Source organism: Bacteroidales bacterium (assembly GCA_013141385.1).
In the GTDB taxonomy this organism is placed as follows: domain Bacteria; phylum Bacteroidota; class Bacteroidia; order Bacteroidales; family Tenuifilaceae; genus UBA8529.
Map to the genome: position 1 here is coordinate 282,556 of JABFRB010000019.1, position 13,131 is coordinate 295,686.

At 30.3% G+C, this 13,131-nt stretch carries 12 protein-coding genes; 3 read left to right on the forward strand and 9 right to left on the reverse strand.

Translation table 11 applies throughout. The annotated features are described in order from the left end of the window. Positions 1–23: 23 nt before the first annotated feature. From HOO91_12100 to dut, 7 genes are all read right to left on the reverse strand, one after another. Positions 24–1,826: an excinuclease ABC subunit C gene (locus HOO91_12100; GenBank protein ID NOU18288.1), complete on the reverse strand. Its 1,803-nt coding sequence runs from the start codon at positions 1,824–1,826 to the stop codon at positions 24–26. After that, positions 1,823–3,463 (reverse strand): adenine deaminase, encoded by a 1,641-nt coding sequence (gene ade, locus HOO91_12105; GenBank protein ID NOU18289.1) that lies wholly within the window; start codon positions 3,461–3,463, stop codon positions 1,823–1,825. Before ade ends, HOO91_12100 begins: the two co-directional genes overlap by 4 nt. A 115-nt stretch (positions 3,464–3,578) precedes the next feature. Continuing rightward, positions 3,579–5,444, reverse strand: coding sequence for a tRNA uridine-5-carboxymethylaminomethyl(34) synthesis enzyme MnmG (gene mnmG, locus HOO91_12110; protein ID NOU18290.1), 1,866 nt, complete (start codon positions 5,442–5,444; stop codon positions 3,579–3,581). Further along, positions 5,437–5,865, reverse strand: coding sequence for an rRNA maturation RNase YbeY (gene ybeY / locus HOO91_12115; GenBank protein NOU18291.1), 429 nt, complete (start codon positions 5,863–5,865; stop codon positions 5,437–5,439). The genes mnmG and ybeY overlap by 8 nt, the downstream gene beginning before the upstream one ends. A 6-nt stretch (positions 5,866–5,871) precedes the next feature. Then, positions 5,872–6,267, reverse strand: a complete 396-nt coding sequence (locus HOO91_12120; GenBank protein NOU18292.1) for an ATP-binding protein — start codon at positions 6,265–6,267, stop codon at positions 5,872–5,874. A gap of 68 nt (positions 6,268–6,335) precedes the next feature. Continuing rightward, positions 6,336–7,544 carry a peptidoglycan DD-metalloendopeptidase family protein gene (locus HOO91_12125; GenBank protein ID NOU18293.1) on the reverse strand — a complete coding sequence of 403 codons (1,209 nt, stop codon included), beginning with the start codon at positions 7,542–7,544 and terminating at the stop codon, positions 6,336–6,338. A 9-nt stretch (positions 7,545–7,553) separates the two neighbouring features. Beyond that, positions 7,554–7,988, reverse strand: a complete 435-nt coding sequence (dut, locus tag HOO91_12130; protein ID NOU18294.1) for a dUTP diphosphatase — start codon at positions 7,986–7,988, stop codon at positions 7,554–7,556. Between the two features lie 293 nt (positions 7,989–8,281). Here dut and HOO91_12135 point away from each other — a divergent pair, with 293 nt between their 5' ends. From HOO91_12135 to HOO91_12145, 3 genes are all read left to right on the forward strand, one after another. After that, positions 8,282–9,085, forward strand: a complete 804-nt coding sequence (locus HOO91_12135; protein ID NOU18295.1) for a peptidylprolyl isomerase — start codon at positions 8,282–8,284, stop codon at positions 9,083–9,085. Between the two features lie 7 nt (positions 9,086–9,092). Next, positions 9,093–10,112 carry a phenylalanine--tRNA ligase subunit alpha gene (pheS, locus tag HOO91_12140; protein NOU18296.1) on the forward strand — a complete coding sequence of 340 codons (1,020 nt, stop codon included), beginning with the start codon at positions 9,093–9,095 and terminating at the stop codon, positions 10,110–10,112. A 75-nt stretch (positions 10,113–10,187) separates the two neighbouring features. Next, the gene (locus tag HOO91_12145) at positions 10,188–10,886 is read left to right on the forward strand and encodes a Crp/Fnr family transcriptional regulator (GenBank protein ID NOU18297.1); all 699 of its coding nucleotides are present in this window, start codon (positions 10,188–10,190) and stop codon (positions 10,884–10,886) included. Here HOO91_12145 and ruvB read toward each other — a convergent pair. Together ruvB and nadA are read right to left on the reverse strand one after the other, a co-directional pair. Beyond that, positions 10,883–11,899 (reverse strand): Holliday junction branch migration DNA helicase RuvB, encoded by a 1,017-nt coding sequence (gene ruvB, locus HOO91_12150; protein ID NOU18298.1) that lies wholly within the window; start codon positions 11,897–11,899, stop codon positions 10,883–10,885. The genes HOO91_12145 and ruvB overlap by 4 nt on opposite strands. 4 nt (positions 11,900–11,903) lie before the next feature. Then, complete coding sequence (gene nadA, locus HOO91_12155) at positions 11,904–12,893, reverse strand: quinolinate synthase NadA (GenBank protein ID NOU18299.1); 990 nt, start codon at positions 12,891–12,893, stop codon at positions 11,904–11,906. Positions 12,894–13,131 lie beyond the last annotated feature (238 nt).

The window sequence follows — 13,131 nt, forward strand, 5'->3', positions numbered from 1 at the left end:
TTTTGATAGAACAAAAATATCTATTATTTCCTTTTAAAATATGATAAAAGAATATCTGCTCTTGCTTTTCCTATCAATTTGACTAATTCTTCTTCTTCGGCATTTAAAATCTTATCATATGATTTGAAAAATTTAAAAAGAATTTGCTTAGTAGTTTCTCCAATTCCTTTTATATCATCCATTTCCGATTTAATATTTTTAATAGATCTTTTTGTGGTATGGTGTCTTACACCAAATCGATGTGCCTCATTTCTAAGATATTGAATGGTTTTTAGTGTTACTGAATTCTTATCTAGGTATAACGGAACAGGATCTCCATAGCAATACAATTCCTCTAATCTTTTTGCTATTCCAATTAGTTTTACTTTATCTATTACGCCCAAATTCGTTAAACTTTGTGCAGCAGAACTTAATTGGCCTTTTCCTCCATCAATAATAATAAGCTGTGGGAGTGATTGCTTTTCTTCAAGAAGCCTTTGATATCTGCGCAATACAACCTCCTCTATTGTGGCAAAATCGTTAGAACCAATCACTGTTTTAACATTAAAGTGACGATATTCTCTTTTTGATGGTTTAGCATTTCTAAATACCACACAAGAAGAAACAGGATTCGTACCCTGTAAGTTTGAGTTATCGAAACACTCAATGTGAGTTGGTAAATCTAATAGATGTAAATCATCTTTAATGGTTGTAAGTATCTTATTGGTTTTATCAATGGGATTCTGGGTTTCAATTCTTTTTTCTATTTCGAGCGAATGAGCTAAACAATTTCTTAAACTCAATTCCAGTAATTTCTTTTTATCTCCCTTTTGGGGAACGCTGTAGTTCACTCCTTCAATTAAAAAATCCGGTTTAATTGGAACCATTATATTTTTCTCGTTGCTCTTAACACGGTCTCTAATTTCGGTTATTGCAATTCCAAGGAGTTCTTCTTGGGTTTCGTCAAGGCTTTTCTTCAGTTCAATTGAATATGACTGGATAATAGATCCCCTAACAACTTTTAAATAATTAACAACTGCATAACTCTGTTTTTCTAAAATGTTAAAAACGTCAATATTAGATATTTTATTACTTACAATTGTAGATTTACTTTGATACTTTTTTAATGTTTCAAGTTTCGTTTTATAAAGTTGTGCTTGTTCGAATTTACATTCATTTGATGCTTTTTTCATCCTATTGCCTAACCATTCTTGCACAGAAGACAGATTACCTTTTAAGATGTTTTGTATTTCCACTATGTTCTTATTGTACTCATCAACAGATTGATTACCAATGCAGGGAGCGGAACAATTTCCAATTTGGTATTCGAGGCACGGTTTGTACTTTTTTTGCTCTATGCTCTTTCTGTCGAGATTTAAACTACATGTTCTAATTGTGTATAATCGCTTAACAAGATCTAGAATTGTCTTAACAAGTAACCCAGAAGTATATGGACCATAATAATAACTCCCATCATTCTCGTACCTTCTTGTAGAATAGACCCGGGGAAACGCTTCGTTTTTTATGCAAATCCATGGAAATGTTTTATCGTCTTTTAAAAGTATGTTGTACCTTGGTTTATATTTCTTTATTAGGTTATTTTCAAGCAGAAGGGCATCTGATTCTGTTTCAACAACAACATATTTTATATCAACCGTTTTATTTACAAGAACTAATACCTTTTTACTATGGTTATTGTTGGGGGAAAAGTAGGATTGTACTCTCTTTTTTAATTTTTTAGCTTTACCTACGTAGAGTAATTCATTTAGATCACTATAAAACTGATAAACACCGGGTTTATCAGGCATCAAATCAATCTTCTCTTTTAAAAAAGATTTATCTATCATGGAATAAATAGATCTGTAAATTGAAACTTTGTTACATCAAATAACCCTTTGGGGGTTATCTTTAACATTGGAATTACGGAAAGAGCCATAAATGATAATGTCATAAAAGGTGCCTGCAACCCACATCCGTCAGCCACAACTTTATTATTTATTTCTTTATACTTATTGGCAATTACATTTCCAGAATCAAACCCCATTAAACCATAAACAGGTAATGCTAAGCCTATAATATCTATACTATCACAATAGCAAACACCGCCTTTATTCTTAATTATATAGTCTATCGCCCTAAAAATACTCATATCATCAACCCCAACGGCTATAATATGATGACTGTCATGCGCTATGCTCTCCGCTATTGCTCCCTTGGTTAAACCAAAACCTTTTATTAATCCAACATACAATTCATTACTTTTAAATCTATTAACAACTACTATTTTAAGTATATCATTTTCTATGTCTGAAGTTATTTTTCCTTCCTTACTTAGAACGTTTTTCTCAATTACATTAGTTACCAGTTCTCCTTCTAACACCTCTATTACTTTAACTTTACTCCCCTTGGGCACTAAACACATATTTTCTAAATCAATTGATGGAGAAAATGCATAGTTAGAAATATCAGATGTTGTTTCTATAGAAATAAAACCATTTTCAAGAACATTCACTCCATTTATAATATTCGCTTTTACATTTAAATCCTCAAGATTATCAACAATAATAAAATCGGCAAGATCTCCTATCTGCAATAAACCCACGTCTAAATTATAATGTTTAATTGGGTTAACAGAAACAACCTGAAGTATATCAAAAATATTATGTCCTAATTTTAAAGATCTTTTAACTGTATTGTTTATATGACCCAATATAAGATCTTCAGGATGACAATCATCAGTACAAATCATTGTTTGCAAAGGGTGGGTTGTAATCAAAGAATTTAACGTATTAAAATTTTTGGCAGCACTACCCTCTCGAATCTGAATATTCATTCCTAATGCTAATTTTTCTATTGCTTCATCTAATGTGAAACATTCGTGATCCGTTGTTATTCCAGCAGAAATATACTTTTTTAAAGATTCATTAATTAATGCAGGAGCATGACCATCTACGGGTTTCTTATTATCTAATGCACTAGAAATTTTTTTCATTATATCTACATCAGAATTAATAACACCGGGGAAATTCATCATTTCTCCAAGGAAATAAATATCTTTCCTTTTCATCAATTTTTCTATCTCAGTTGAGTCTATAACTTTATAACAATCATCAAATGGGGATACTGGCACACACGATGGTGCTCCAAAGAAAAATTTTATTTCAGCAGACTTTGAATTATTAATCATGAAGTCAATACCTTCTACACCTGCCACATTCGCTATTTCATGCGGATCCGCCACAACCGCCACTGTTCCGTGTTTTACGGCAATCTTCGAAAATGCAGTAGGAACTAACATCGAACTCTCGATGTGAATATGGGAATCCACAAAGCCGGGTAAAATTATTGGCCCAGTAACGCTATCATCAGGTTCAATACAATCAATCCTGCCATTTTTCAATATTATTCTGCCTGGAATTACAATCTTTGCAATTGGATCATATATAATTCCCTCGATCACACTCGCTTTTTTCACACCTACCATATTAAAATACTTAAACCTTACTAAAAAACAATATTATATAACCTCTTGATTAATAGTTATATATTTTTGCTCCACGTGGAACAAGAATAAAAAACATCGCGCTCCACGTGGAGCTTTATCTACCAAAATAAATTAAAAGTACATTTATATCCGTGGGCGACACCCCGGAAATTCTTTTTGCTTCTCCTATTGATTTTGGTTTTTGCTTTGCTAATTTTTGTCGTGCCTCAGTACTTAACGATTCAAGTTTGGAGAAGTCAAAGTCTGGATTAATGGTTATATATTCCAATTTATCAAACTTGTCGGCAAGAAGTTTCTCCTTTTCTATATAATCAAAATACTTAATTTTTGTTTCAACACAATCTATAATTTCATTTTCAAAAATCATATTATTGAAAAAGGTTGTGTTTTCACATTCTGCTAATATTCCTCTAAGTGAAACCTCTGGTCTCAATAAAACCTCTCTCAAGTTTCTCTTTTGAGTTATTGCAACACTACCTACTCGCTTTAAATAATTATTTATTTCATTTGGTTCAATATGTTTTGAATCGATTGCCTTACTTAAATCAGCAATCTTTTCATACTTTAATCTAAATTCACGGGCTCTCTCACCGATAACCAATCCTAATTGTTCTGCAATTGGTGTTAATCTCTCATCAGCATTATCCTGTCTTATCAATAATCGAAACTCTGCCCTACTGGTAAATACTCTATATGGTTCATCAACGCCTTTTGTTACAAGATCGTCAATCATAACGCCAATATAACCCTGATCTCTTTTTATAATAAGTTCCTGCTGATTGGTTGTTTTTAAGTGTGCGTTAATTCCAGCAATAATTCCTTGTCCTGCGGCTTCCTCATAACCCGTAGTACCATTTATTTGCCCAGCAAAAAACAAATTATCTATCAGTTTAGACTCCATGGTATGCTTTAATTGTGTTGGCTGGAAAAAATCATATTCTATTGCATAACCTGGGCGGAGTATATTGACATCTTCAAATCCTTCAATTAAAGTTAGTGCTCTGTATTGAACATCTATGGGTAATGATGAACTGAAGCCATTCAGATACATTTCATATGTACTAATTCCATCTGGCTCTAAAAACAATTGATGTGAAGTCTTTTCTGAAAAAGTATTCACTTTATCTTCAATACTTGGGCAATATCTTGGGCCAACCCCCTTAATTCTACCTGAAAATAGAGGAGAATCTAAAAATCCTTTTTTCAATTCCTCGTGTACACTTAAATTCGTGTGAGCAATAAAGCAACTTTTTCTCTCAAGGCAACTCTTAACTTCCTTTAAAAAAGAAAACTTTCCCTCCTCATCTGACCTCTGTTCAATTAGTTTGTTATAGTTAACAGATCGACCATCAATTCTTACAGGAGTTCCCGTTTTCATTCTTCCAATTTCAAATCCTTTGTCTTTTAAAAGTTCCGATAGTCCATATGAAGACAACTCACCTATTCTTCCTCCCGGAAAACTTGTTTTTCCTATATGAATTAATCCATTTAAAAAGGTTCCATTAGTTAAAATAATCGCTTTTGTATTAAAGTAGTTCCCGTTTTTTGTTTTTAACCCTGTTAGTTTATTTGATTTAAAATCTATATCTACAACCTCATCCTGCAATAACAATAAATTAGATATTTGTTCTAATTTCTTCCGCCATTCAATTGAGAATAATATTCTATCACATTGTGCTCTTGGACTCCACATTGCAGCACCTTTTGATGTATTTAACATCCTGAAATGAATAGTTGTCAAATCTGTTACTATTCCAGTATATCCTCCCAGCGCATCTATTTCTCTGACTATTTGCCCCTTTCCAACTCCACCAATAGCAGGGTTACAACTCATCTGTGCTAGCTTCGTTAAATCCATGCTTATTAGCAACACTTTTGATCCAAGATTTGCTGCTGCTGCTGCTGCCTCACATCCAGCATGACCACCCCCAACAACAATAATATCGAAACTGTTATTCATATTTTGTGGAAAATAATTCTAAACATTTGTTTTCATTTTCTCTCATTATTGTTTTATCTAATTCCTCTTTATCCTTAAATCCAAGTAAATGTAATATACCATGAATTATTACTCTTAATAATTCATTATTAAAAGAAACATCATATATTTTTGAATTTTCTAAAACTGTATCAAGAGAGATAAAGATATCCCCTTCGATTTTTCTCTCATGCGAGTAATCAAAAGTAATTATATCAGTAAAGTAATTATGGTTTAAGTATTGCTTATTAATTTCAAGAATGTAAGCGTCGTTTGAAAAAATAATTGTAATGTGACCTATTTCCTTTTCGTAATTTGATGATACTTCTTTAATCCAATTAGAAATCTTCCGTTTATTCTTTAATTTGTATTTATTTTGATGATTCGTAAAATATATCGCCATGTTTTATCATATCTTAAAAATTAACTCTACTTGTGTTCCTGTATCATTAAAAATTAAATTATCGGCTAATTTTTTCATTAAAAAAACTCCCCTTCCAGAAATATTCTCAATGTTTTCAGGCGTTGTTGGATCGGGAACATTGCTAAAATCGAACCCACGTCCTTGATCGGAAATTGAAATATGTAAATTCGGTTTTTCGTAATAAATTTCAATCATTACCTTTTTGGAATGATCTAACTTGTTTCCATGAACTATCGAGTTATTAACCGCTTCAATCGTTGCTATTAAAATTTTCCCGTATATATCTGACGAAATTTTGATTTCATCAGATATTTCATCAATTATTTTTTCAACATAGCAAATATTCTCAACTTTGCTATCTATTGTTAATTGTTTTTTCATCAGGCAACATTAAAATTATCTTAGTTATACTAACTAAAAAGATAAATAGTTTCGAATTTTTATAAAAACTACTTTTCGCTTTTTCTAAACCACTTAGAAGGATCTTCAGTCTTGTTTTCATTCCAAAGTTCGAAATGCAATATTGAAGTTTCTTCTCCTCTTTGCAAACTTATTTCTCCTATTTTTTGATAAGTATTTATTTCCTGACCAATCGCAACATTTATTTTTGTTAAGTTTGTATAAACTGTAAGATACCGACCATGTCTAATAATTATTGCAAGATTAGAACCAGGTACTTTAAATATTTTTCTTACTTCTCCCTTAAAAATTGAAAAAACATCAGATTTTTGAGATAGCGTAATATCAATTCCATTGTTTTTTATCTTAACTTCTTTTAAAACAGGATGAAATGACTCCCCGTAATTTCCTGTTACTATCCCACCATTTATGGGAAGATTAAATTTACCAATATTATCTCTAAAATTATTACTTAATAATATTCTTACTTCTTGTGTATTTACATTCCTATTTTCTGCCTCCCGCTTAGCCTCTTCTTCAATCAATCTTTTGATTTCATCATTTATTTTTTTCGATATCTTTTTTTGTTCTTCTAATTCACTTAACAACTCAGATTTCTTTTTACTTAATTCATTAATTTTTTGTAAACACAAACCTTCTTCTTTTTTTAAGGCAACAACTTCATACTCTTTTTCCGTTTGTTTTTTGCTTAGCATGTTAAGGTTATCGCTTAACTTCTCATTCACTTCTTTTATTACATTTATTGTATTATAATATCTACTGACTAATTTCTTTTTATAATTAAAAATTTGTTGATAATATTTGATTCTTTTATATGCTTGATTAAAATCCTTAGCTGTTAAAATAAGTAATAATAAAACATTTTTGTTCTTTGAGTTTTGATTAAATAAAATAATCCTTTTATAATCGTTTTTGATTAAGCCTATCTGTTGATTTAAACTATCAATTTTTCCTTTTTGTAAATAAATTTTATCTTTTAATTGATCGCTTTCATTATCTATTTGCTTAATTAAGCTATTCTTTAATTCTATTTTCTTCTTAGTTAGCCTAACACTGTTTAATGATTTTTTGCTTTCCTTTTCAGTTTTTACAAGGAGATTCGAAATGGCATCAATCTCCTTTTCTATTTCTTTTTTTTTCTTACTTAGTTCATTTATTTGTTGTGAATATAAATTATTCACTACTAATAAAATTACTAGTACCAAAAGCACAAAACGTTTATCTTTTAAAAAAACCATTTTCTGAATTTATCCAATACCTGTATGCCCAAAACCACCATCCCCTCTATTCGTTTCTGTAATATGATCAACATTAATAAATTCTACATGTTCATATTTAGCAAATATCATCTGACAAATACGCTCTCCATCTTCAATTATCACTTCTTCTTGACTAAGATTTATCAATATTACTCCTATTTCACCCCTATAATCAGAATCAATTGTTCCGGGTGAATTTAGCACTGTAAGACCCTTCTTTAAGGCTAATCCACTTCTTGGGCGTACTTGTGCTTCATATCCGATAGGAATCTCGATAAACAACCCTGTCTTAACCAATGCTCTTTCAAAGGGCCTTAATATTATTGATTCAACTAAATCTGCTCTTAAATCCAATCCTGCACTATACTGCGTTGAATAGGTTGGATTTTCATGTCTCGATTTATTTATTATATTAACTTTCATTTTTTCTTATTAAATAATCTTACATTTTCTCAACAGCCAATCCCTTTGCTTTTAGAAATAAAAGAAATATGGGTAGCTTGAATTGTACATCCACGTAATTTCTAATCTTGGTAAAAATATACTGAAAAAATATAAATAAAAATTATTAGTGAAATTATTCTATACAATTAAATTATTCTCTTATCTAATGAATAATTATTTATTTAGTAAAAGAAGCATTAATATTGTATAAATAATTTTCTGTTCTGTATTTTTGCATCATTTTAATATCAAACCTTTAACTAACTGTTTTTATGGTTCGCAAACTCATTTTTCTTTCTATAATTATCTCTGTTTTTACGTTTTGTAATAGAGTTACCAAAGATGATTCCCATTACATAAAAATCATTACAGATAAAGGTGAAATTGAAGTCAAGCTTTATAACCAAACACCTAAACATAGGGATAATTTCTTAAAACTATCCAATGAAAATTTTTTTAATGATCAAATTTTTCATCGCATCATAGACAATTTTGTTGTTCAAGGAGGAGATCCATCAACTATAACTGCTAAACCAGACTCACTTTATGGTAATAACGATTCTGGTTATTTAATTGATAATGAAATAATTGATAGTTTAATTCATAAAAGAGGGGCTGTTGGTATGGCTCGAGATGGCGATGATATTAATCCCGAAAAAAAATCCTCCGGTTCACAATTCTATTTAGTTAAAGGAAAAGTTTATACAAATTCTCAACTAGATGAATTAGAAAAGAAAAGAGACTCTAAAAATAAATCTAATCTTTATAAAAAACTTCTTCAAGAAAAAATATCATCATTTAGTAATCAAAAAATGATTGATACTATTTCCATTTCATTGGATGTTAGTATGGCAATTGATTCTATTTGGGAAAATTATCCTAAGTATAAATTTACAGACAAACAACGCAAAATTTATACTACAATTGGAGGTATACCACATCTCGATGGTAACTACACTGTTTTTGGTGAAATAATTAAAGGTTTAAATATTGTTGACGAACTTTCATCCGTTCAAACTGATAAAAATGATAGACCTTTACAAGATATTAAATTTAGTGCTTCTGTAATAAAATAGTATTTAAATGAAACTAAAAATTCAAGAAATAGATCTGGAAATTAACTCCTTTTCTCCTTCAAATTTAGACGAAATTGAGGCTTTTCGTATTAAAATGCTTGGTAAAAAAGGTTTAATAACCTCTTTGTTCTCAGATTTTCGTGATATTCCAGCCGATGAGAAAAAGGAGTTCGGCCAAGTAATAAATACTTTAAAAAATAAAGTTGTTGAAATAATTGATTCTTCTAAATTAAATTTCAAGGACAAAAGTATTAGAAACAATTCAATTGATTTATCTCTTCAACAAGAATCATTTTTCATGGGTTCTCGTCATCCAATATCTCTTATTAAGAATGAATTATATTCAATTTTTGAAAAATTAGGATTTTCATTATCCGAAGGTCCAGAGATTGAGGATGATTGGCATGTTTTCTCAGCTCTTAATTTTCCGAAAGAACATCCTGCCCGAGATATGCAGGACACATTCTTTATCGAAAAAAATCCTGATATTCTTCTTAGAACCCATACGTCCTCCGTTCAAGTTCGAAGTATGGAAAACGATAAACTACCAATACGTGTAATTTGTCCAGGACGTGTTTTCCGTAACGAAGCAATTTCGGCAAGAGCACATTGTATTTTTCATCAAATTGAAGGTTTATATATAGACAAGGGTGTTTCATTTTCAGATTTAAAACAAACATTACTGTTTTTCTCTAGGGAATTATTTGGTTCTGACACAAATATTCGCCTTCGTCCCTCTTTCTTTCCATTTACAGAACCATCTGCAGAAATGGATATTACATGTAAACTCTGTGGCGGAAAAGGTTGTTCCGTTTGTAAACATACTGGTTGGTTAGAGGTACTTGGTTGTGGTATGGTTGATCCAAGGGTGCTTGAATTAAACAATATTGATAGTAAAATTTATTCTGGCTATGCATTTGGTATAGGTCTTGAACGTCTAGCTATGCTTAAATACCAAGTTAAAGACTTAAGATTATACTTTGAAAATGATATTCGTTTTTTAAATAATTTTAAGAACTATTTATAACTCATTTTTTTCTTAATTAACCAAGTTTAAAATGATCTTTAAGTTATATTTACCTTAAATATTATGAATAACACAATGGAAGAGAATTTTCATTTATGTAAGGGTTGTTCTTGTACTGAATCATCCATCTTTAATTCCCTCAATTCAGAAGATTTAGATTTTATTGATAAAAATAAATCTATTAATTCCTATAAAAAGGGTGATGTTCTTTACCGAGAAGGTAATAGGATATCAGGGTGCTATTGTGTCAATTCTGGTATTCTAAAGATTTACAAAACTGGCTTTGATGGCAAAGAACAAATTATTGCTTTTGCACAAAAAGGTGATATTACTGGTTATAGATCTGTTCTTAGCAATGAACCTGCCTGTACAACAGCAGAAGTTATTGAAGATGCTTCAATTTGTTTTATACCTTCAAGCATCATGTTCTCTTTTGTAAAAAAGAACTCCGATTTTGCTCTATCATTAATGCAACTTACTTGTAAGGAATTAAATCAAGCAAATAGTTATATCAAAGATATTGCTCAAAAAACTGTTAGAGAACGCTTAGCCGAAGTTCTTATTATGCTTGAAGATACATTTGGAAAGGACAATGAAGGTTTCCTTACAATTTCCTTAACCAGAGCAGAGTTATCCAATATAGTTGGAACCGCCACTGAATCTGTTATTCGTTTACTTTCCGATCTCAAAAATGACAAGATTATTTCTATTTCGGGCAAACGTATTAAAATTTTGAATAGACCCGAACTCAACAAAATCTCGAATCCTTACTAAAAAAGTTTTCCTTGTTCTTCTGCTTTAATAATACCCAAATGTTTGTAAGCTAGGGTTGTAACTTCTCTACCTCTTGGAGTTCTATTAATGAAGCCCTCTTTTATTAGAAATGGCTCGTAAACTTCTTCAATTGTTCCTGAATCTTCTCCAACAGCAGTTGAAATAGTATTTAATCCAACTGGTCCACCATTAAACTTATAAATTATCGTGGTCAATATCTTGTTATCCATTTCATCTAAACCCTTTTTATCAATCTTTAATGCATCCAAAGCATACTTTGATATCTCTTTATCAACAATATTATTCCCTTTTACCTGAGCAAAGTCTCTAACCCGTCTTAATAAGGAATTAGCGATTCGAGGGGTGCCTCTACTTCTTAAAGAAATTTCTGTTGTGGCGTCATCTTTTACTTCAATATTTAAAATTTTTGCAGATCTTTTAAGAATTCTTTTTAACGTTTCGGAATCATAATATTCCAAGTGTAATTTTATACCAAATCTTGCCCTAAGTGGGCTTGTTAACAAACCACTTCTAGTTGTAGCTCCAATTAAAGTAAAAGGATTTAATTCAATTTGTATAGTCCGTGCACTAGCACCCTTATCAATCAATATATCAATTTTGTAATCTTCCATTGCAGAGTACAAATACTCTTCAACAATAGGGCTTAATCTATGAATCTCATCAATAAATAGTACATCAAACTTCTCTAAGTTTGTTAATATTCCGGCTAAATCTCCGGGTTTTTCTAAAACTGGACCAGATGTACATTTAATTGATACATTTAATTCATTTGCAATGATATTTGCTAAAGTTGTTTTCCCTAAACCAGGAGGTCCATGAAGCAATACATGATCCAAAGCTTCATTCCTCATCTTAGCTGCCTTTACAAAAATCTTTAAATTATCTATTATACCTTCTTGTCCACTAAATTCCTGAAATTCAAATGGCCTTATTTTCTGCTCAATATCCTTATCCGAATCTATTTTATTTCCTCTTAAAAATTCATTCTCCATATATCTACTTCGAAATTTCCAACATTCTTTTAATAGGTAATCGTGCTAAATTCATTAAATTATCATCCATAATAACCTCTGGTAATTCGTATTTTAAAGTTAAATAAATTTTTTTTAAGGTGATTAACTTCATAAAGGAACATTCATTACACCCACAATTCGTTGCTTTTGGTGGAGGCGAAATAAAAATCTTATCTGGATTAACTTTCTTCATTTGATATATTATTCCGGGTTCTGTAGCAACAATATATTCATTAGAACTATCATTTATTGTATAATTTAATAAATCTGATGTAGATCCAATAAAATCGGAAACAACTAATATATGTTGCTTACATTCTGGATGTGATATTAATTTTGCCTTAGGGTATTTACTTTTAATCCTTAATATCTCCTCTAAATCAAATTCTTCATGAACATGACATGCTCCATCCCAAACAATCATATTCTCTCTTCCTGTGATATTCTTAATATAATTTCCTAGATTTCTATCTGGTGCAAAAATAACTCCTTGTTCTTTCGGAATGCTATTAATAATTTTTACAGCATTTGAAGAAGTACAACAAATATCTGAAATACTTTTTATTTCTGCAGTAGTATTTACATATGTAATTACCTTATATCCTTCATATTTTTTTATAAAGTTTTTAAAATCATCGTATTTACAAGAATCGGCTAAACTACATCCTGCATTCCTATCGGGTATTAAAACTTTCTTATTTGGCGACAAAATTTTTGCTGTTTCAGCCATAAAACTAACACCAGCAAAAAGAATTATATCCGCTTCAATATCCTCTGCTTTTTTTGATAATGCTAAACTATCTCCTATAAAATCAGCGACATCTTGTATCTCTGAAGTTTGATAGTAATGAGCAAGAATAATTGCATTTTTTTCCTCCTTTAATCTCTTTATTTCGAAAGGTAAATCTAAATTACTATCGATGTTTAAATCGATAAAACCTAATTTATCAACAGTATTAACATTTATAATCATATTTTTAAACTTATAAATTTAATTTATGATGATGATGTTAGGATGTTAATTTGGTTAAAAAAAACATCTAAATGTTCTTGCAAAATTGCCTATTAATATTCGGATAACAAATTTTAAACAGCGTAAAAAACAATTTGTGTCTGGTATTCAATCGAATTCAACAGTTATTAACAATTAGTTAATATCGTAAAAGTGTATAAAATTAGAGTTACTAACATATTCAAAAGAGTTAATAGGT